This window comes from Nitrosomonas sp. Is37, from assembly GCF_033063275.1.
Lineage (GTDB): Bacteria > Pseudomonadota > Gammaproteobacteria > Burkholderiales > Nitrosomonadaceae > Nitrosomonas.
Map to the genome: position 1 here is coordinate 1 of NZ_JAWJYP010000015.1, position 20,818 is coordinate 20,818.

The window sequence follows — 20,818 nt, forward strand, 5'->3', positions numbered from 1 at the left end:
CGTAAGTCTTATATGTTTGTGCATGTTCATTTACAGTATTCTCCAGAATACTGTAAACAACGCTAGAAATTCTTACACCTTAAGTAAAGTAGCTTGGCTCAAGCACTACGGAAACGCGTGTGCTTAATGATGACAATAGCCAGTAAAGGCAGGATAAAACCAATAATAGTTACTGTTATCAATAGCACACCCAATTCACTATAATCAGCTGGAACAGATATTTCACCTGAAACTGGATCACTCACTTCGCGTGTAACAATAAAAATCTGATTCATATATTTAGTACTCAGTTGAGAAGCTGATAATGCAAGATTAGTAAACGATGCCATGACGGCAAAGAAAGTCGCTTTAAGTTTATCTGGTGCGGAGTTAGCGATCCATGCTAGCATAGGAATCATTGCAATCTGACCCAGTGGTGATTCCAGTGCCGTATCTATTATGGCGATAAAACGTGCGTCTACTATTCCCCCTGTTAATGCAGCAGTCCATTCGTGCAAACCAAAGTACATACCAACGATGGGAAGAGATAGTAAGGTACCAGCAATAGTAAGCATGCCAATGATATAAGCCATAGAGCGTTCTGCCATAAAACGGCGAAATATAAACATTCCCGCCAATGTTAACGCGGCACCTATCAATGACAAGGTAGCCAGAAATTGCTGATCAAAGCCCAGTTGATCGATCATCCACCAGGTAGCGCCCGCTCCTGGAGTAGGTAGCGCACGAAATATAAATATCAGAATGGCTGTACCCACCAACTGATTACGCGCATCTGCATCAAGCTCACTGGAAAGGCGCCAGATCAGAAAAAGCACGATGGCCATTGATAAACAAAAAACAATTTCCTCAGCAGCAGAAGAACCACCGAGGCCGATACTTAAAGATACAATTGTAAACACTGCACCACCGCCCAATATCCACCAATTAACCGGAGGTGCTTCGGCATGAATAGTCAACAATGCTTCAGCTTCTTTGCGGCTAAGCCCCTGTACCACAAAGCGTCTCATATTTCGCTGTCGCAACCAGCTAGCAAAAAATACTCCGCAAACTGAGATAAATGGAATCACCAAGGCAAGTTGATAGACCAATAAGTAGGCAGCGGTTCTACCTTCTTCTGGCATAGTACCAACATCGTGCATCAAAATAACGTTAGCAATGGAAACAAGTACACTGCCGCCAATAATGGCCACTCGGCCAAGAGTTTGCATCGTGACATGCATTTGTTTGCGCTTTTCTGAAGACAAGGGCTCCCCATTCTCCTCTACACGCGGAACGGCTTCCACTGTCATGGCATCGGCCACTACATCTTGGAGAACATAGCCAATCGGAGCAAGTAAGGCTGCTGCTACATACCAACTCTCTACCGAGGCAACACTTTGCATGGTATCGGTATATCCAAGCAATCCGATCATGATGAGCAGACTTACCATAATCAAACTCGCTCCCAGATAGACCAGCAGGCTTTTCCAGCGCCATATCAAGTCGACAAGATGGCCAATCGGCATTTTGAGTGCCCATGGCAATGCCATCCAGAATCCCAGCGTTGCCAGAAACTCTGCAGAAAGACCTAACCGCTCTTTAACGTAAAATGTGCCAACAATTCCAGTCAAGCTAGAAACACCAGCAGCAACGTAAACCATTAATGGAGGTAAATACGAAAGCCGCATTTCGCGACCCAGTGCAAATATATTGCTATCGAACCAACGATATAGGGCAGCTAGTGCCCTTGGATGTGGTGGTATAACCTTCATTTAGATTACCCTGTTTCTTCTGATCTATTTCTTCGAAAATATGGCTTCAGACATTAAGATCCAACCTGAGAAGCTTGTATGAGCTATTGATCCAAGCATGCTATCCCGATCAAGTGGGGCGTTTACCCACTTTAACTTTAACTGACTTTTCCGAGTTATTACGCAATATCGTTAAGGCAACTGTTTTACCAGGTGTTAATGCAGCAACCAAGTTGAGCATTTCGGAAGAATCTGCAACTGCTTTTCCATTCACAGTAAGCAGGATATCTCCGGGTTTTATCCCTGCTTCATCAGCAGGACCATTTTTCAGCACACCGGCAATGAGTGCGCCTCCAGATTTTTTCAGCCTAAATGATTCTGCAAGTTCAGGTGTAATATCCTGCATACTCACACCTAGCCAACCACGTGTCACACCCCCAGCTTCGATAATTTGTTCCATGATCTGTTTAGCTGCATTGGCAGGGATAGCGAAGCCTATTCCCAGTGATCCACCGGTGCGAGAATAAATAGCAGTATTGATTCCGATCAAATTGCCAGCCACATCAGTAAGTGCTCCCCCTGAATTACCAGGGTTAATTGCCGCGTCGGTTTGAATAAAATTCTCAAAAGTATTAATTCCTACTTGGGACCGCCCTAATGCACCGATAATTCCCATGGTAACGGTCTGCCCAACGCCAAAAGGATTACCGATAGCGAGCACAATGTCGCCCACTCTTGCTTGCTCGGATTGACCAAAAGTGATGCTGGGTAAGTTATCCAGATCAATCTTTAGTACGGCCAAATCACTTTCCGGATCAGAACCGATGATGCGTGCCTTGGCATTTCTACCATCAACCAATGCAACTTGGATTTCACTCGCAGCCTCCACTACATGATGATTAGTCAGGATATAGCCTTCTGGACTAACTATCACGCCTGAGCCAAGACTGGAAGTACGCCTTGGTCTGGACTCAAAACGCTCACCAAAAAAACGCTGAAACATCGGATCATCCAGTAGCGGATGTGAAGGCATCCTGACTTCCTTACTGGTAAAAATATTGACAACCGAGGGCATTGCCATTTCTGCGGCAGCATTAAAGCTACCAGGCCGAGGTGTCACTTCAACGGACGCAGTCTCTTTGACCGTAGCCAACTTGCCACGTGGCGTCCACGGCAATAACTCAGGTCGGAGTGTGGAAACAACAAAGAAAATCGCCAGTAATACTGTGACCGATTGCGCAAAAATTAACCAAAGTTTATTCATATCAGCATATTAATCAGAGGTTACAATATAAACAGATATATAGTGATCAGGAACAAAAATGCAACAAGATGAGCTTGAAAATTATCTGAATCAATTACTGGATATTTCGCGCTTCCATGATTATTGCCCAAATGGACTGCAAGTGGAAGGGCGCGATCAAATTCATACTATAGTGAGTGGTGTTACAGCATCAATAGATCTGCTCCAAGCAGCTGTAGCCTTGCACGCTGACGCTGTCCTCGTGCACCATGGTTATTTTTGGCGTGGCGAAGATAGGACGCTACGCAGTATAAGACATCGACGCATAGCCTTATTGATGAAACACGAAATCAACCTTTTTGCCTATCATCTGCCTCTGGATGCTCACCCCGAATTAGGTAACAACACTCAATTAGGACAAAAGCTCGATTTTGTGACAATAAGTCACTTTGGAGAACAAAACATTGCTTCATACGGCCAGGTTATGCACGATATTTCTCTCAATGAGTTAGGTGAAAAAATATCACTAGCATTGGCACGCAAGCCATTAATTATTGGCGAACCAACCAAACAAATCCGCCGCATCGCCTGGTGCACCGGAGCTGCTCAAAGCTATTTCGAAGAAGCTGTCCAATTGGGTGTCGATGCATTCATTACAGGTGAAATTTCCGAACAAAATGTTCATGCTGCACGAGAATCCGGGGTCGCATTTATTTCTGCAGGACATCACGCAACTGAACGTTTTGGTGTGCAAGCGCTGGGAGAACATATTGCTCGGCAATTTGGCATCAGACACCACTTCATTGATTTAGATAATCCGGTATGATCAATACGTTTACAGTTTATAGAGAATTTCAATGCCAAAAGCATAGTAAAAATATGTCTAAGACCAGTCATTCTCCCTTCTTCTTGTCTTTGTCTTTTTTCTTAGGCAGAGTCCACCAGATGATAAAAATAAATAATCCCAATGCCAATGCCGCTTCAACTGCTAATATCCACATATCTCTCAGCTTGTTGTATAGTCAGAATTTATCTAAAAGTTATAACCTTAATTAAAATTCGATGCAAAACCAATCGATCTTACTTATTCTTGCACTCCTATTGTGGCCGCTAACAGCCTGCAAAACAGAGATCATTTCGCCGGCACCTGTACCTGCCAAAACACCATCTTCTTCAAATACAAGCGAGCCAGCCAAATCCGCTATTGTATCCCAAGTATCCCCAATATCTCCTAATATCAACCAGCTAAAAGCAGCTGATTGGTCTCAATTAAAAGAATGGGAACAAGACACACTTTTGCCAGCATGGACTGCTTTTTTACAAAGCTGCAATGCTTTAAATAAGCAACTATTGTGGCGAGAAACCTGTAAAAAAGCCAGCACAATCAAGCAACCTACTGATAACACCATCAAACACTTCTTTAAGCACCATTTTACCCCCTATCAGGTATTAAATTTGAATGGTAGTACTGAGGGATTGATTACCGGCTACTACGAGCCACTTCTTAAAGGCAGCCGCACCCCATCACAGCAGTATCGCTATCCACTTTATGCGCCACCTGATGAACTTCTTGTTATCGAGTTAGCTGATGTTTATCCAGAACTTAAGAATCTACAATTGCGTGGTCGTTTAGAAGGACGCAAGGTGGTACCGTATTACAGTCGTGCAGAAATTGAGAATGAACCGACATCACTGAAGGGACGCGAGCTTATATGGGTCAATGATCAAGTTGAATTATTCTTTCTCCAGATTCAAGGTTCTGGTCGTATTATTATGGAAAATGGAGAAATTCTCAGAGTGGGTTATGCCGATCAGAACGGCTACCCTTATCAATCGATCGGAAAACTACTGGCTCAACGCGGTGAACTTCCCTTAGAAAGAGCTTCCATGCAAGGAATCAAGCAGTGGGGGCAGCAAAACCCTGACAAACTAACTGAATTACTGCATCAAAATTCACGGTATATCTTTTTCCGGGAGCTTCCTAACAATCTGTCTGGTCCAATTGGTGCGTTGGGTGTACCGCTCACCGCGGGTAGAAGCCTGGCTGTCGATCCTCGCGCCATACCGCAAGGCGCTCCCGTTTTTCTCTCTACAACCTGGCCTAACAGTAACAAACCGCTCAATCGACTGATGGTAGCACAGGATACCGGCAGTGCTATAAAAGGTGGAGTACGCGCTGATTTCTTCTGGGGATTTGGCCCGGAAGCAGCAATCCAGGCCGGAAAGATGAAGCAAAAAGGAAAAATGTGGGTATTGTTACCCAAAAACTTCTCCTCACAAATTCAGGCTCAGAAATAAAGAAAGAATAAGTTATTTACTATAAGTTGTTTACTGTTTTTTATAACGAGAGTAGCAACTATATACTTTCATTCACTCTATTTTTTTACCGTGTCATTGAGTCTTTTCTCAATCTCTTCTGCAGGAATCATGCCTGATACAACTGATCCATCGGCGAAGATAAGCGTTGGTGTTCCGGTTATTTGATTTTTCTGTCCTGATTGAAGCAGTGTGTTCAACGGTGTTTCGCAGTCTTTCCCCGCTGGCACAATACCTCGTAGCATAAAATCATCCCAGGCCTTTAGCCGGTCAACCGAACACCAAATTGCCGTTGCTGTTTGCATTGAGTTTTTTAAGATAGGGTAAAGCAATGTGTAAATGGTGATATCCTTTACCTTGGCAAGCTCTGCTTCCAATTTTTTGCAATAAGGGCAATGTGGATCAGAATAAACGACCAGCGTCCGCTTGCCATCTCCCTTAACCGCCTTGATCCCCAATTCCAATGGTAAAGTATCAATTGCTATCCGTCGTGCATCTCTGAGCTGCTGCATGCGTTCACTAGTTAAACTCACTCGGGTTTTAGCATCGACTACATGCCCCACGAAAAAATATTCTGCCTTCTCGTCTGTGTAGAGTATCTCTCCTCCAATCACAACTTCATACAAACCCATATAGGGCGTTTTACGAAGACTTTCGATCTCGGTACCAGGGAAATGTGTTTGGATCGTTTTTTTAAGCTGCGTTTCATCAGCCAAGGCGTGATCGGAAATGAAGCCTAGCAGCAGAAACATAAAAAAGTGATGTAAACGCATGATTATCTTACTCCTGTTTAAAAAATTGGGATTTGGTATGCTCATTTAACTCAGTGCATGCTGCATCAGTCTGTTTTTTAATAATGGCAAGCGATTGGTAATTTCAAAACCCAAGTTCCGTAAACGAATCAATATCGGGTCTGTACTGCTAAACAATTTTTCCAGACCATCGGTTACAAATTCCATCGCTAAAATATCTTCCTTGCGTGCTCGCTCATAGCGACGGAGTAACATAAAATCGCCACAATCTGATTGCAAGCCTCGATTCATCAGAATGGCAGCCAATTCACGTGCATCACGCAGACCTAGATTGACGCCTTGCCCTGCTAGTGGGTGAATACCATGTGCAGCATCACCAATCAGCACCAACCGTGGTTTCACGAGTGTTTTGACATGCACAAAATTCAGCGGGAAACCAACTGGGTCAGTTACCAGCCGAAACTTTCCAAGCGTATGATTTGCAGCTTCCGCTACCTGACAGCATAATGCTTCATCAGATAGGTCGCGTAATTTGCTAGCCTGGGATTCATTCGCTGACCACACCATGGATACCTGTTTATTGGGCAATGGCAATAATGCTAAAACACCATCTCGCCGGAACCACTGATATGCAGTATTATAGTGAGAAATTTCAGCATCAAAATTGGCTACAATACCCACTTGGTGATAAGGATGCTGCGCCACCTCGATTTCCGCTTGTTTCCTTACCCAGGAATTAACCCCATCCGCTCCTACGATTAAAGCTGCTTGTAGCAAACTACCATCTGTCAGTTGCAAATCAACCCATGATTCATGCCACGAGAGCGAAACACATTGGGCTGGACAGAAAACTGTTACATTTTCATCAGCTACACTTGTAAGCGCATTCCATACGGCAGTTTGTAATTGCCGATTCTCAGCAATAAACGCCAGCTCAGACAAACTACTCTCATAGGCACTAAAATCAAGCCTCGCAGCACCGTCATCGCCGAATACCTTCATCTCGTAGACTGGTGTAATGCGTGCAGCTTCTACTTGCTGCCATAAGCCAAGCGTTTGAAGAAAAGCAGCACTACCTGGGCTGATAGCATAAATCCTACTATCCCAGCTTTTATCATTTGGCAATGGAGTAGGCAAGCGCGATTCGATCAGCGCTATTTTTAGGCCACTTCCCTTAAGTGCGACAACCAGGCTCGCACCCACCAAACCACCACCGATCACAACAATATCGAATTTCATAATTGGATTATACAGACGCTTTATCCTTGGGAATACAACAAATATGTAAACAAAATATCAAGTCAATCTTGACAGTATTCCCACTCCAAAGGCAAAATGTGCGTTTTATCTCACGGCGAATTAGCTCAGTGGTTAGAGCAGCGGAATCATAATCCGTTGGTCCGGGGTTCAAATCCCTGATTCGCCACCATTTCTTCACAGTTAACAAGGGTTAAGCGGTATAAATGTAATGTTTCGTAAATACCGCTGACGCAACTCTTCAACTAATACCCAGACTTACTAGCCCGATTTAGCTTAGCATTGACCATGCTAACACAGCAGAATTTCTACAAATAGTAAAAGCAGAATAGCTTCTATACGACAGCTTAGTTGGCGTGAGGTGTGCCAAGATTTATATTATTGACACATTGGTTCGTTAATTTCAGAAATCTCTAAAACAAGCCATCAGCTAGAATTGATGGAAGTAAAAATAATACGCAACTGTCACTCTGTCATCAGATCTGGCAGACTGGCTGCGTTCTGTAATCAGAAAGTCATGCAGGCTAAAAATAATTAACCATTAAATAGATATAACCAATGACAAAAATAGCTGCAATAAATAATGACAATTTTTTTCAGCACTTCTATCACCTCCTTAGTTAATTATTGACATAATTTCTAATATTCTAACAACAAACACCAACAACGCTTTATTTTTTGACTATGCGAGAGCGCGCATGCCTAATTGTTAGCAGCCAATCGTTAAATCAGATAATCAGATATAGAATCATCTTATTTACAAAGAAAGCTGATCCTGTTATCTAAAGTCAATTTATTTATCCTGTAACTGTACAATCAATTGAATCTACTTAGAGCACTTGCTACAGTCAGTAGCATGACATTGGTTTCACGCATCCTAGGATTCTTGCGTGACGCACTCATCGCTAGAATCTTTGGTGCAGGGATGGCAAGCGATGCTTTCTTTGTTGCATTTCGTATTCCTAATCTCTTACGTCGATTATTTGCAGAAGGCGCTTTTTCACAAGCATTTGTTCCTATTCTTGCCGAATATAAAAACTGCCGCACAGAAGATGAAACACGCGAGCTGATTGATCATGTTGCGACATTATTGGGAATCGCACTATTCATAGTAACGCTGATGGGAGTGTTGGCTGCACCGCTCATCATTTATGTCAGTGCCCCAGGATTCTCGGTTGATCAAGAAAAATTTGCGTTGACGATCGAATTATTGCGCATCACTTTTCCCTACATTTTATTTATTTCTTTTGTCGCGCTCGCAGGAGGGATACTTAACACCTATAGTAAATTCTCAGTGCCAGCATTTACCCCAGTTTTATTGAATTTATCATTTATCGGTTGCGCACTTTGGCTTGCACCTCTGCTCGATCCCCCTGTCCTTGCCCTTGCTTGGGCAGTATTTCTCGGGGGCATACTGCAACTTGCATTTCAAGTTCCGTTCCTGATACATCTTAAACGAATGCCCCGCTTTTATCTGAAATCAAAAGATACGGGCGCATGGCGTGTACTCAAACTAATGGGGCCAGCAGTTTTTGGTGTATCTATAGGACAGATCAGCATGTTGATCAACACCATTTTTGCTTCATTGCTAGTGACAGGTAGTGTTTCCTGGCTTTACTATGCTGATCGGTTAATGGAATTTCCGGCAGGCCTCTTAGGCGTCGCACTGGGAACCATCCTGCTGCCATCACTATCCCGCCACTACGCGAATCACAGTAACGAGAAATACTCGCACCTGCTGGACTGGGGTTTACGATTGACCTTCTTGTTGACACTACCAGCAGCCGTAGCACTGGCATTGCTCGCTACGCCGCTTATTGCCACGCTCTTTTATTATGGCGCTTTTACAGCTGAAGATGTATGGATGACTCGTCAAGCGCTTATTGCCTACAGCATCGGCTTACTTGGGCTAATTCTGGTAAAAGTGTTGGCCCCCGGCTTTTACGCACGGCAAAATATCAAAACTCCTGTCAAAATTGCTGTTATCACACTTATCGCGACTCAATTAATGAATCTTGCTTTTATCTTTCCTTTGCAGCATGCTGGACTGGCATTGGCTATCGGTCTAGGTGCCTGCCTTAATGCAGGATTACTCTACTATAAGCTGCGCCATCATGATATTTACCAGCCACAACCAGGCTGGATAGTGTTCTTACTGAAAATTTTAACAGCACTAATCGTAATGAGCAGCACTCTGTGGTTTGCGGCGGGTAGTGACCTATCCTGGTTGCAAAACACTGCAATGGAGCGCGCACTACACTTGACCCTAGTTGTCTTCCTTGGTGCTGTTGCCTATTTCGCTACCTTATGGACACTAGGTTTCCGTCTGCGTGATTTTGCTCGACAAGGAGAAGAATAATATCGATAGTTGATTATAAAGTTTAGGTATGAGGCAGCACGTTGCGCTTATCCCGCTCGATCAACGCATAGGCAGAATGATTATGAATAGATTCGAAATTCTCTGATTCCACTACATAGGCATCAATGCGATCATCATTATTCAGCACTTCGGCTACATCACGTACAATATCCTCGACAAATTTCGGATTGTCATAGGCTTTTTCAGTGACATATTTTTCATCTGGCCGCTTTAGCAGACCGTAAAGTTCACAGGAAGCATTATATTCAGCTATTTTAATAATATCTTCAATCCAGACAAAATTATTGGTACGTACCGAGACGGTTACATGAGAGCGCTGATTGTGTGCTCCATAATCTGAAATTTTCTTGGAACATGGGCAAAGACTGGTCACAGGAACAACCACCTTCATAGTGAATTCATAGTGATTCTGTTTGATTTCACCAATAAAGGTTACTTCATAATCTAACAAGCTTTGCACACCAGAGATGGGTGCCGATTTGTTAACGAAGTAAGGAAAGGTCATCTCAATATGTCCAGAATCGGACTCCAGCCTTATTACCATGGCACGCAAGATATCCTCAAATGATTCAACGGAAATCTCACGTTCGTGACTATTCAGTATCTCGACAAATCGCGACATGTGCGTACCCTTGAAATTATGGGGTAAATTGACATACATGTTGAATACTGCAACAGTATGCTGTACCCCACCATCTTTATCGGCTACTTTGACTGGATGACGAATGGTCTTAATACCCACTCTGTCAATTGCAATACGTCGGGTATCCAACGAACTTTGTACATCAGCAATCGGTAAATCAGTTTGTTTGTTCATAGTGATTCCTTCTGGAGAGATAGAGGCAACCTGCTTCGCTACTGAAAGTCCTCAAGAATGATAACGTATCAGGTCTGAAAGAACTATCTAAGACTGACCAGGCGCTTTTTGATCAGACCTTCCTTTACAAAGTTGGTTCTAAGCATTGAATCTATTAAAAAACATCAATAGAAATCAATAGTTAACTCAGGTAGAGTCATTGTAAATACTTTACCAGCTATTCGGATAATTTTGCTTGGATGGATCTAATGATGCCAATTTTGTCTAAGCCGCAATCAACCAGCATTTGCGCAGGATCACCCTGATCAAGAAAAAGATCCGGCAACCCTAGCTGAAGCAGCTTAACGACCATTTTTTTACTTGCCAGTGATTCGATCACAGCACTACCAGCACCACCCATAATGGTATTTTCTTCAATCGTGACCAGCAATTCATGGGTCGCTGCTAACTCTGCCACCAAATCTTCATCCAGCGGTTTGACAAACCGCATATTGGCAACGGTAGCATCCAATTCCTCCGCTGCTTCCAGGCAAGGAGTCAGCATGCTGCCAAAAGCAAGCAAAGCGATCTTGCTACCTTTACGGCGAATCTCTCCACGACCTAATGATAATGCTTGCATCTCCTTTTGTACCTTTACCCCAGCTCCTGAACCGCGTGGATATCGCACTGCTGTAGGAGTATTCATCTGGTAAGCGGTATAAAGCATTTGACGACATTCATTTTCATCAGCAGGTGCCATGATCGTCATATTTGGAATACAACGTAAATAACTCAAATCAAAGCTACCCGCATGAGTAGGCCCGTCGGCCCCTACCAGCCCTGCACGATCAATAGCAAAAACCACCGGTAAATTTTGAATAGCTACATCGTGAATCAACTGATCGTAAGCACGTTGTAAAAATGTTGAATAGATAGCGACAACCGGTTTTAACCCCTCACATGCCGCGCCAGCAGCAAAAGTCACCGCATGTTGCTCAGCAATTCCTACATCGAAGTAGCGATTTGGATATTCCTGGGAAAATCTGACCAAACCTGATCCTTCGCGCATAGCAGGCGTGACACCAATCAAACGTGGATCTATGGCAGCCATGTCACACAACCAATCACCAAAAATTTGTGCATACGTCGGCTTACCACCAGATTTGGAGACAATGCCTTGGACCGTATCAAATTTTCCAACACCATGATACAAAATCGGATCTTCTTCAGCTGGCTTGTAGCCAGCACCCTTGCGCGTAACAACATGCAGGAACTGGGGACCATCCAGATGTTTGATGTTGCTCAGCGTCGTAAGCAGCACATCCAGATCATGTCCATCAATTGGACCGATATAGTTGAAACCAAACTCTTCAAATAACGTACCAGGGGTCATCATTCCTTTTACATGCTCTTCGGCACGCCTAGCCAGCTCCAGAACAGGTGGCACTACGCCCAACACTTTCTCACCTGCACGACGAGCAGTTGCATAAAATCTACCCGACATCAGCTTGGCTAGATAATTATTGAGCGCCCCGACCGGAGGGGAAATAGACATATCATTATCGTTCAATATCACTAGCAAATTTGTATCCATTACGCCGGCATTATTCAGCGCTTCAAACGCCATGCCAGCACTCATCGCACCGTCACCAATCACAGCAATGGCACGCCGATTTATGTCTCCTAATTGTGCGGCCACTGCCATCCCTAAAGCAGCGCTGATAGATGTGCTCGAATGAGCCGTACCAAAAGCATCATAGACACTCTCATCCCGCCGCGGGAATCCGGCAATGCCCCCATGCATGCGCAATTTAGCCATTCCTTCACGTCTACCAGTCAATATCTTATGGGCGTAGGTTTGATGGCCTACGTCCCATACCAGTCGGTCAAAGGGCGTATTGAAGATATAATGCAACGCAATGGTTAATTCAACAGTACCGAGGTTCGACGACAAGTGCCCGCCAGTTTTTGCTACGGATTCAATCAGAAATTGACGTAGCTCATCAGCAAATTGTGGTAACTGTTTACGCTCTAGCTTTCTTAAATCAGCGGGAGTATTAATACGATCAAGTAGTGGGTACATGCAAACTTAAATAGAAATTTTAGCTGATTAAAAAGAAAAGAATCAGAATTAAAACTCACGTTGAACAATGAAATCTGTTACCTGCAACAATCGATCAGTAGATTTTCCCAGATGTTCAAGTGTCTGATAGGCATCATGCTGCAGCTCTTTAGCCAATTCACGGGCCTGCCTCACGCCTAAGATACTGACATAGGTTGGTTTGTTTTGCTCGGCATCCTTGCCTGCAGTTTTGCCTAATGCCGCAGTCGTTGCTTCGGCATCAAGCACATCGTCTACTACCTGAAACGCAAGACCAATACATTTAGCAAAATGATCCAAATGATTCAACTGTTCTTCGCTCAATTTATTACCACAATACGCTCCCAGCATCACTGCTGCACGTATAAGCGCCCCCGTTTTATGAATATGCATGAATTCAAGCTCCGGCAAAGTCAGCATCTTGCCTACACTTTCAAGATCAATCGCCTGCCCACCGGCCATTCCGCGTGATCCAGCTGCTTGGGCAAGTTTCTGGATCATTTCCAACTGCTTTTTCGGATTGTCTGTCAAACTGAATTCAGCCATTAACTGAAAAGCCAGGCTTTGCAGGCTATCCCCTACTAATAATGCAGTTGGTTCGTCATATTTCATATGACAAGTAGGTTTACCGCGTCGTAGCGTATCATCATCCATACAGGGCAGATCATCGTGAACTAACGAGTAGACATGAATCAGTTCTACTGCTGCAGCTACAACGATTACACGCGATTCTTCTGCTCCATTCAATTCTCCGGCAGCAAAAGAAAGTAATGGGCGAATCCTCTTCCCCCCTCCAAGCACCGCATAGCGCATCGCCTCATGTAAGCGCTCCGGCGCATGATTTTCCGCAGGAAGGTGATTTTGTAGGTAAGACTCTATTTGTAACTGACGGCTTTTAACCCAGCCCTGGAAATCAGCGTTCATCGGTACCCGATGTAGAAAAATCTTTCAGCATGTCCGCCTCAAGAACACGTATTTGTTGTTGCGCATTTTGTAACGTAGTCTGACAATAATGCAATAATTCTACTCCGCGCTTATAAGCTGAAAGCGAAGCTTCCAACGTCATTTGTCCTGCTTCCATTGCGGAAACAATGCTCTCCAGTTCAGTCGACGCTGCTTCAAAGCTTTCTGGCTGTGATGAGATTGCTGTCGTAACTACTTCGTTGGATTTATTTTTCATGCTTTCTTCTTTTACTTTTCCAGAAAGGCAAAGTAGAACACAGTTTGTAAGGTTTATTTTGCTTAAAAACAGACAAAATATCGTAATCACTATAACTCGGTCAATCCTATTTTAACCTTTCCTTGATCTCTTATGATAAAGATTTAATAAATACCCGATCAATGAGATTCTATCAACCTATTGGATAAACCATTCCCCCTAGCTTTCTTTGTATACTTATACTATAACTATATCCTTGTATATTTTGATTCAAATAGCGATTGTCGAGATACATCATATTGATCCATGCGCTATCCTATGGCAATATCGGTTACAATTTCACTTAATTAAGCAAAGCGCTTAGTTTTCAAAGCATTTAGTTTTTTGTATTTTTAATTTCTAATTTAACCACTACGTTTAAGTCGAGGAAATTTTGGATAATTATCTAGATCAAATTACCAAGTATTTCACTACAGTACCAATGTGGCCATTTGCATTACTTGGCGTAATCATCGTTATTGCCATTGGTGTCGAAATTATTAATCGCCGGCGACGAGCAGATACCGTAGATTATTATGACACTACTTTCAGAACAGAACTTGTTGGCTTATATCCTGTTCCCACGCACTGGCCAGAAGATCTCTCAGCTCATTTACGAACAAGATTACCTGTCATGCGAGATGCTTTTGATAGTCTGAAGGGTTTTATTCCTCAAGATCAGTTGCGTGATTACAACATCGCCTGGAATAAATTCTACGATTTTTGTCGTATGAATGGTGTGATTGATGAAAAGCAAGCTGGTACAACGCCGTTATCTGAAGCAGAGCAAGATTCAAAGCAAGTCTTCCATCAGCTCGTAACCGATCTGTTGGCCTATACCGATCAATTCAAACGGTAAAGGCAAAAAAATTTTCTGTAAACCTGGCTCCTGAACTAGGGAGGTTATTGAAAACAGACAAGCTTTAATGGCAAGCTTGCCGGTACTTGCTCCGGTTTTGTTTTTTCCATTCAAACATCACCCGACGTTATGAAAAATTGCCATACGCTCTCATTGTTCTTGCAATATTGTATGAGCCTGCCGATCAGCTTTATATCATGAATGAACAAATAGATCAGCAGAAAAATAACCCTATTTATGTGCATCCTGTCACATCCTATCGTGAGATGAGCACATTTATCGACGTTCCCTGGCGGATATACGCAAATGATCCCCTGTGGGTGCCCCCACTTCGCCTAGAACGACGCTTGCATTTTTCCAGATTTAACCCTTTTTTAGAGCATGCAAAGTGGCAAGCCTGGATTGCTTACAAAGGCAAAGAGGCTGTCGGTAGAATCAGTGCACAAGTGGACACGCTCCACAGACAACGTTATGGCGCAGACACAGGTCATTTTGGTTCGCTGGAATGCATTAACGATAGCAAGGTCTTTGCTAAGCTTATGCATACCGCTGAAATATGGCTTACTGAACAGGGCACATGTCATGTAAGTGGACCTTTTAATCTTTCCATCAATCAGGAGAGCGGTATTTTAGTAGAGGGCTTTGATACACCACCGGTTGTCATGATGCCGCATTCACCCAAATGGTATGGTCCATTGCTGGAACAGTGTGGCTACCAGCCTGCCAAAGATCTCCTCGCTTATAGGATTGCAGTTGATTTTGAACCACCGAGAATCATGCGGACGGTTATTCAGAAATTTTCAAAGCAAATCAAGCTGAGAACTCTACGCCGTGATAAATTTTCTGAAGAAATGGAAATACTGCGCGATATCTTTAATGATGCCTGGTCAGAAAATTGGGGATTTGTTCCTTTTACTCAACCGGAATTTGCAGAACTGGGCAGCAATCTGCGCTGGCTAGTCCCAAGTGAGTATATCCAGATTGCGGAAGTAGAAGATGTTCCTGTAGCGTTTATGGCTGCCCTCCCCAACCTTAATGAAATTTTTGCCCAACTCAATGGCAATTTGTTTCCGACAGGCTGGCTTCGTTTAATTAAGCAGCTAAAATCCAACACAGTTCGAACTGCCCGCATTCCGCTAATGGGTGTGCGCAAGCAATTTCATAATACTCCCCTTGGCATGGCGCTGGCTTTCATGGTGATCAATGCGCCGAGGCAAGCTGGGCTTGCCAGAGGAGTCAAAGAAGTCGAACTGTCCTGGATACTTGAAGATAACAAGGCTATGCGCAGTATACTCGAAAGTATTGGCTGCAAAGAGTATAAGCGATACCGACTTTATGAAAAAACACTCTAGTTGATCAACGCAAGTGCCCTAGCATTTAATTGCGACACTCTTGGCTTAGAGGCAGTACTGAGCTATCTGCTCAGCTATCTGATACTGCCAATTATTTCAGTTGAGAGGTTGTAAAAAAATCGTAGCGAGCACCTAAAGCGCGAGGCAGACGGAACGGAGATACGAGACATATCAAATAGATAGGCGAGGATCGAGTACCGCCCAACACAGCGATTTGGGTGCGCAGTAGATTTATTCACAACCTCTGAAATGGCGTTTGTGTTCAGACGATTACACTACTCTTTCCAGGAGCAGGAATTGATGCTGACAAAGTTGACGACTGGTTGCTGGTAGAATTCATTTAGAAAATAGCTAAATAACTGCCATGGTTGAATTGCTGGGTTATGCGATGCGACCCTTCATTCTAGCCAGATCAATACTTATTTTCGAATAAAAATAATCTGATTTAATGAAAATCATCGAGAAATACATCACACGGGAGTTGCTCTTCCCTTTTTTTACCGTACTTAGCATTCTTGTGGGGCTTTTCGTTAGCTTCAGTATCGCCCGGTTACTGGCTAGTGCAGTCACTGAAACACTCGGCATGGTCGCCATGCTTCAACTGGTGATGTTAAAAGCGATCATTGCTCTGGAAGTGCTGATTCCTATCTCATTCTATGTTTCTGTCATTTATGGATTGAGTAGAATGAACAAGGATCAAGAGATGAACATACTGCGTTCTGTCGGATTCAGCGATTATCGTATTCTCTTTACAGTATTAATGATCGCGATTCCTGTTGGAATTATCAGTGGTGTACTCTCACTTTATGCACGACCCTGGGCTTATGCTGAAACCTACATCCTCGATGCGCAAGCTGAAGTCGAACTGAATGCCAACCGTTTCCAGGCAGGACGTTTTTATGGCAGTGAAAAAAGCGGCCGCGTGATTTTTGTACAAGCCAAGGATAATTCTGGCACACGTATGGAAGAAGTATTTCACTTTGTCAAGAAAGAGGGTATCAGTGAGATTGTCGTAGCAAAAAAAGCCTTTCAACAACAACAAATATCACTGGAGCAGCGACCACATACCGAATTGTTTGATGGCTATATTTATCGTCTTGCCTACCCAAAAGATGAAGACAGTGTAATTCAATATGAAAAAATGACCTATTTCATTGAAAACGAGCAATCAAAGTGGCATCGGCGCAAAGCTGCGCCAACACGTATGCTGTGGGAATCTGAAAGAACTCAAGATATTGCAGAGCTTCAATGGCGGCTTTCTCGTCCAATTGCAACCATTCTGCTGGCTTTGATCGCTGTCTCGTTCACACGCCTTTCTCCTCGTCAAAACAAAAGCGACAAAACCTTTCTGATTGCTGCCATCGTGTTTGCTATTTACTATAATCTCAGCGGCTTGGCTCAAACGTGGGTAGAGCAAGGAGTAGTCGGTGCTATGCCGGGTATATGGTGGTTATATCTGCTGCTTTTTATTTTCGCTGGACTACTTCTACCTGGCTCAAGACAAAAACTGTTTAGAAGACAATGAAAACTGCCTCCCGTTATATCGCCAAACAGATAGTGATGGCTATGACCATCGCTACCCTAGTGTTATTACCGTTATTTAGTTTCTTCGATTTATTGGATCAACTTGATGATGTCGGCAGAGGCACCTATCAGACGAGAGATGCTTTTCTGTACGTTGCCATGCTGATGCCACGCCGGTTTATTCAGATTGCGCCCTTTATTGCTCTGCTCGGTACAGTTGGTGCGCTAGGTAAATTAGCTATTAATCTGGAATTAGTGACCTTACGTGTCGCAGGATTGTCACCCGTTCAGCTTAGCATAGTGCCTGTTGGCATTGGGGTGGTATTAATTCTGATCATCGCTGTGATGGAACAGTTCATCGCTCCGCAGCTTCAACAAAAAGCCATTGCACTCCGAGCCACTGCGCTGGAGAAAACGGCTGAGCTTGGAAAGGGGCTTGGGATCTGGACACGCGATGAGCATAATATTTTACGCATCGGTGAAATCCTGCCTGGAAACATAGCAATTGATGTCGAAATTATGCATTTTAATGAACAGGGCTTGCTTGCTACGCACACGTACGCAAAGTTTGCGGATATCCTCAATGATGAATTATGGAGATTAAACGATGTGACTGTCAGAACATTCACAGAGAAAAACACAGAGAAAAACATTGCACTAACTACTGCCAGCACCGTAGAGTGGCAATCCTTTCTTAAAGCAGAAGATATTGCCACATTGACCAAGCCCCCCGAAAGTCTTTCCCCGGTGGAGTTAATACGACATGCGGAATTTCTGCAAACAACCGGTCAGAAAGCCGATGCCTATCTCATGGCTATATGGCGCAAAATAAGTAGCGCACTCATGATCATTGCCATGATATTGCTTGGCATTCCTTTTATTTTCGGTTCGGTCCGTGAGGGGTTGGGAGGCAAACTGACTCTGGCTACTATCATCGGAGTGGGTGTTTATCTGCTCGATCAAATCATTGCTAACGCTGGCTTGTTACTGCATTTGAATCTGGTATTGACATCCTTCCTTCCCAGCCTAACCCTTATTGCTCTGACCATTCTGTGGTTGCGGCGAATTTATTAATTTTTTATCTCACTTAGATTTCAATCCTAGTTCATGTCGACAATTTATATTTATATCCATGGTGAAAGCGAAATCAGCCTCTGGGGACTGAGTGGGCGCGAACGGCTGCAACGTACAGCAGCATCCCTCAAACAAACCCATTTGACTGATAACCCTGCAGATATTCCAGACGATGCGCCTGCGCTGCTGCTACGCGCTGATCATCTGTATGATGCCAGAGTGATTTCTGCTTTAATCAATTTGCAAGAAGACATCGTACTATGTAACCAAAGCAGCATCGCTGTTGCCATCCGCACCGTAGGAAAAAACGTCCCCACCCTGATTGAAGCTTTACGCAGCGCATATACGCCAGCACTCTCCAGTATCAAGCAATACACTCTGAAAGATTTGCAGCTAGGTATCCAGCAAAACCTGAAGAAAAAAGAGCCCCCTTATATCCTGTCGATCAGCACAATCAATCGCAAAGCACTTGAATGGGAATTGTTTGCAGGCTCTTATAAAGGTGTGACTGATCTGGTCACCAAGTGGCTATGGCCAATACCTGCATTTTGGGCAACCCACCTCTGTGTGCGCTGGAAAATAACGCCTAATCAGGTGACGCTGTTCAGCTTGCTATTAGCAGTTTTTGCAGGGGTTGCTTTCTGGTATGGCTACTACGCAAGCGGCCTGATCATGGGGTGGCTCATGACTTTCCTGGATACCGTGGATGGTAAACTAGCACGTGTTACGCTTAGTTCAAGCCGGCTGGGCGATGTGCTGGATCATGGCTTGGATATCATTCACCCACCGTTATGGTACCTTGCCTGGGGTATCGGCTTGACGACAACCGCAGTCCCTCTGGCGAATCTGGAATTATTGGTCTGGCTGATGTTTGCGGGTTACATCGGCGGGCGTATCTGCGAAGGATTATTTGAATTCTGGCTTGCGCCCTTTGTAATGTTTATCTGGCAACGGATCGATTCGTTCAATCGCCTGATTACCGCACGACGCAATCCCAATTTAATTCTAATGACTGTCAGTTGGCTAGCTGACCGACCAGATATCGGATTCTTGCTGGTTGTTGGCTGGCATGGTTTATCGACGCTTTTTCTGGCCTGGCGAGTGCTCGTTGCCTGGCAAATCCGACGCCAGGAGGGATCATTAACATCATGGATGGAAGCAATCGACCCAGTACGCGACAGACAGCAACTGGCCGTCAGAGCGTTCACCCGCGTTCCGCTCGCCGAGAAAAATGGTAGCGCCGTTGCGAATTCATAGCTTGGAAACAGGAACAGCCCGTATTGGGTTGATTCTCAATCCGTTAGGCGGAAAGGCACGCAAACGCCATCACGTGATCAAACAGATACTGGCTGGAATGCCTGACATCCACCAATGGGAAGTCAGCAATGCCTCTGATTTCGACACTTCAGTGAAAGCGCTCATCCAGGCAAAGATTGACTGGTTGATCATCCTGGGAGGAGATGGGACCTTGCAGGGAATACTCAATCGTCTGTTTGCCTGGTTACCTTCTGAGCAATGGCCGGTTCTGACCATTATTCCGGGTGGAACCACCAATATGACTGCGCTGGATCTGGGCATCCGCGGCAAACCGGATCATATCCTGCGTCGCTTAAAGCATTATTTGCAGCAATCCGCTCCACATCCAGCCCCTGTTCTTGTTGAACGGCCGGTGCTATGCATCGAGCAAGCAGGACGAGAGAAAGTCTACGGTATGTTTTTCGGGCTGGGATTGATTGCACGGGGGGTTAAATTCTCCCGCAGCCCAATCAAACAAATAGGTATCACTGGCGATATTTTTACGACACTCATCGTATTACGATCTTTATTAGGCACCTTTCTGGGCAAACCGCATCCCGAATGGGCACCGGTGCAAATTGCGACTGTAAACGAAAGAGGCGAAAGGCACGAGGAAAACTACTTATTCGTACTGGTCAGTGCGCTGGAACAACTATTAATGGGCATTCGCCCTTATTGGGGACATGAACCTGCACCCCTACATGTGACCTTTGTCCGACAGCACAGCAAAAAATTCTGGTGCTCAATTTGGCCGCTGATTGCGGGTCGTGGTCATAGCCTCAAGAAAGAGCATGGCTATGTTAGTTACAATACCGAGGTGTTGGAATTATTGCTGGATGATGAATATATCGTGGACGGGGAGCTGTTTCATGCCTCGCGCCAACATGGACCTCTACACATCTCGGTCAGCGGACCCATCACTTTTCTCGTACTGTAACTA

General features: G+C 44.2%; 17 protein-coding genes and 1 tRNA gene. 10 read left to right on the forward strand and 8 right to left on the reverse strand.

Going from position 1 to position 20,818, the window contains the following annotated elements:
* Positions 1–98: 98 nt before the first annotated feature.
* Both R2Q26_RS08385 and R2Q26_RS08390 read right to left on the reverse strand, forming a co-directional pair.
* Positions 99–1,751: a hypothetical protein gene (locus R2Q26_RS08385; RefSeq protein ID WP_317535852.1), complete on the reverse strand. Its 1,653-nt coding sequence runs from the start codon at positions 1,749–1,751 to the stop codon at positions 99–101.
* A gap of 109 nt (positions 1,752–1,860) precedes the next feature.
* A complete protein-coding gene (locus R2Q26_RS08390; RefSeq protein WP_317535853.1) occupies positions 1,861–2,994 on the reverse strand; it encodes a Do family serine endopeptidase in 1,134 nt (377 codons plus the stop codon).
* 58 nt (positions 2,995–3,052) lie between these two features.
* Here R2Q26_RS08390 and R2Q26_RS08395 point away from each other — a divergent pair, with 58 nt between their 5' ends.
* Together R2Q26_RS08395 and R2Q26_RS08400 are read left to right on the forward strand one after the other, a co-directional pair.
* Positions 3,053–3,799 (forward strand): Nif3-like dinuclear metal center hexameric protein, encoded by a 747-nt coding sequence (locus R2Q26_RS08395; RefSeq protein WP_317535854.1) that lies wholly within the window; start codon positions 3,053–3,055, stop codon positions 3,797–3,799.
* Between the two features lie 236 nt (positions 3,800–4,035).
* Positions 4,036–5,271, forward strand: a complete 1,236-nt coding sequence (locus tag R2Q26_RS08400; protein WP_317535855.1) for a murein transglycosylase A — start codon at positions 4,036–4,038, stop codon at positions 5,269–5,271.
* Positions 5,272–5,348: 77 nt separating this feature from the next.
* Here R2Q26_RS08400 and R2Q26_RS08405 read toward each other — a convergent pair whose 3' ends face one another.
* Both R2Q26_RS08405 and R2Q26_RS08410 read right to left on the reverse strand, forming a co-directional pair.
* Complete coding sequence (locus tag R2Q26_RS08405; protein ID WP_317535856.1) at positions 5,349–6,062, reverse strand: DsbC family protein; 714 nt, start codon at positions 6,060–6,062, stop codon at positions 5,349–5,351.
* A 45-nt stretch (positions 6,063–6,107) separates the two neighbouring features.
* Positions 6,108–7,280 carry a UbiH/UbiF family hydroxylase gene (locus R2Q26_RS08410; RefSeq protein ID WP_317535857.1) on the reverse strand — a complete coding sequence of 391 codons (1,173 nt, stop codon included), beginning with the start codon at positions 7,278–7,280 and terminating at the stop codon, positions 6,108–6,110.
* Positions 7,281–7,394: 114 nt separating this feature from the next.
* Here R2Q26_RS08410 and R2Q26_RS08415 point away from each other — a divergent pair.
* Positions 7,395–7,470 (forward strand) — tRNA-Met (locus tag R2Q26_RS08415).
* 648 nt (positions 7,471–8,118) lie between these two features.
* Positions 8,119–9,657: a murein biosynthesis integral membrane protein MurJ gene (murJ, locus tag R2Q26_RS08420; protein ID WP_317535858.1), complete on the forward strand. Its 1,539-nt coding sequence runs from the start codon at positions 8,119–8,121 to the stop codon at positions 9,655–9,657.
* A 22-nt stretch (positions 9,658–9,679) separates the two neighbouring features.
* On the opposite strand, the gene folE2 is transcribed toward murJ, so the two are convergent.
* The 4 genes from folE2 to R2Q26_RS08440 form a co-directional block, all read right to left on the reverse strand.
* The gene (folE2, locus tag R2Q26_RS08425) at positions 9,680–10,495 is read right to left on the reverse strand and encodes a GTP cyclohydrolase FolE2 (RefSeq protein WP_317535859.1); all 816 of its coding nucleotides are present in this window, start codon (positions 10,493–10,495) and stop codon (positions 9,680–9,682) included.
* 217 nt (positions 10,496–10,712) lie between these two features.
* A complete protein-coding gene (dxs, locus tag R2Q26_RS08430) occupies positions 10,713–12,557 on the reverse strand; it encodes a 1-deoxy-D-xylulose-5-phosphate synthase (protein WP_317535860.1) in 1,845 nt (614 codons plus the stop codon).
* A 48-nt stretch (positions 12,558–12,605) separates the two neighbouring features.
* The gene (locus tag R2Q26_RS08435) at positions 12,606–13,499 is read right to left on the reverse strand and encodes a farnesyl diphosphate synthase (protein ID WP_317535861.1); all 894 of its coding nucleotides are present in this window, start codon (positions 13,497–13,499) and stop codon (positions 12,606–12,608) included.
* Positions 13,489–13,755, reverse strand: coding sequence for an exodeoxyribonuclease VII small subunit (locus tag R2Q26_RS08440; protein WP_317535862.1), 267 nt, complete (start codon positions 13,753–13,755; stop codon positions 13,489–13,491). The genes R2Q26_RS08435 and R2Q26_RS08440 overlap by 11 nt, the downstream gene beginning before the upstream one ends.
* 412 nt (positions 13,756–14,167) lie before the next feature.
* Between R2Q26_RS08440 and R2Q26_RS08445 the strand changes: the two genes are divergently transcribed.
* The 6 genes from R2Q26_RS08445 (at position 14,168) to R2Q26_RS08470 (ending at position 20,815) form a co-directional block, all read left to right on the forward strand.
* The gene (locus R2Q26_RS08445; RefSeq protein WP_317535863.1) at positions 14,168–14,632 is read left to right on the forward strand and encodes a hypothetical protein; all 465 of its coding nucleotides are present in this window, start codon (positions 14,168–14,170) and stop codon (positions 14,630–14,632) included.
* A gap of 197 nt (positions 14,633–14,829) precedes the next feature.
* A complete protein-coding gene (locus R2Q26_RS08450; protein WP_317535864.1) occupies positions 14,830–15,984 on the forward strand; it encodes an N-acetyltransferase in 1,155 nt (384 codons plus the stop codon).
* 448 nt (positions 15,985–16,432) lie between these two features.
* The gene (gene lptF / locus R2Q26_RS08455; RefSeq protein ID WP_317535865.1) at positions 16,433–17,509 is read left to right on the forward strand and encodes an LPS export ABC transporter permease LptF; all 1,077 of its coding nucleotides are present in this window, start codon (positions 16,433–16,435) and stop codon (positions 17,507–17,509) included.
* Positions 17,506–18,582 carry an LPS export ABC transporter permease LptG gene (lptG, locus tag R2Q26_RS08460; protein WP_317535866.1) on the forward strand — a complete coding sequence of 359 codons (1,077 nt, stop codon included), beginning with the start codon at positions 17,506–17,508 and terminating at the stop codon, positions 18,580–18,582. Before lptF ends, lptG begins: the two co-directional genes overlap by 4 nt.
* Before the next feature lie 33 nt (positions 18,583–18,615).
* Positions 18,616–19,839, forward strand: a complete 1,224-nt coding sequence (locus R2Q26_RS08465; RefSeq protein ID WP_317535867.1) for a CDP-alcohol phosphatidyltransferase family protein — start codon at positions 18,616–18,618, stop codon at positions 19,837–19,839.
* The gene (locus tag R2Q26_RS08470) at positions 19,814–20,815 is read left to right on the forward strand and encodes an acylglycerol kinase family protein (RefSeq protein ID WP_317535868.1); all 1,002 of its coding nucleotides are present in this window, start codon (positions 19,814–19,816) and stop codon (positions 20,813–20,815) included. The genes R2Q26_RS08465 and R2Q26_RS08470 overlap by 26 nt, the downstream gene beginning before the upstream one ends.
* The last annotated feature ends 3 nt before the right edge of the window (positions 20,816–20,818 follow it).

Bases quoted from the DNA above. Each gene is read 5' to 3' on its own strand.
- dxs (WP_317535860.1), bottom strand. From the start codon at position 12,557: ATGTACCCACTACTTGATCGTATTAATACTCCCGCTGATTTAAGAAAG.
- lptF (WP_317535865.1), top strand. From the start codon at position 16,433: ATGAAAATCATCGAGAAATACATCACACGGGAGTTGCTCTTCCCTTTT.
- R2Q26_RS08395 (WP_317535854.1), top strand. From the start codon at position 3,053: ATGCAACAAGATGAGCTTGAAAATTATCTGAATCAATTACTGGATATT.
- R2Q26_RS08405 (WP_317535856.1), bottom strand. From the start codon at position 6,062: ATGCGTTTACATCACTTTTTTATGTTTCTGCTGCTAGGCTTCATTTCC.
- R2Q26_RS08390 (WP_317535853.1), bottom strand. From the start codon at position 2,994: ATGAATAAACTTTGGTTAATTTTTGCGCAATCGGTCACAGTATTACTG.
- R2Q26_RS08385 (WP_317535852.1), bottom strand. From the start codon at position 1,751: ATGAAGGTTATACCACCACATCCAAGGGCACTAGCTGCCCTATATCGT.
- R2Q26_RS08435 (WP_317535861.1), bottom strand. From the start codon at position 13,499: ATGAACGCTGATTTCCAGGGCTGGGTTAAAAGCCGTCAGTTACAAATA.
- folE2 (WP_317535859.1), bottom strand. From the start codon at position 10,495: ATGAACAAACAAACTGATTTACCGATTGCTGATGTACAAAGTTCGTTG.
- lptG (WP_317535866.1), top strand. From the start codon at position 17,506: ATGAAAACTGCCTCCCGTTATATCGCCAAACAGATAGTGATGGCTATG.
- R2Q26_RS08470 (WP_317535868.1), top strand. From the start codon at position 19,814: ATGGTAGCGCCGTTGCGAATTCATAGCTTGGAAACAGGAACAGCCCGT.
- R2Q26_RS08465 (WP_317535867.1), top strand. From the start codon at position 18,616: ATGTCGACAATTTATATTTATATCCATGGTGAAAGCGAAATCAGCCTC.
- R2Q26_RS08450 (WP_317535864.1), top strand. From the start codon at position 14,830: ATGAATGAACAAATAGATCAGCAGAAAAATAACCCTATTTATGTGCAT.
- R2Q26_RS08440 (WP_317535862.1), bottom strand. From the start codon at position 13,755: ATGAAAAATAAATCCAACGAAGTAGTTACGACAGCAATCTCATCACAG.
- R2Q26_RS08400 (WP_317535855.1), top strand. From the start codon at position 4,036: ATGCAAAACCAATCGATCTTACTTATTCTTGCACTCCTATTGTGGCCG.
- R2Q26_RS08410 (WP_317535857.1), bottom strand. From the start codon at position 7,280: ATGAAATTCGATATTGTTGTGATCGGTGGTGGTTTGGTGGGTGCGAGC.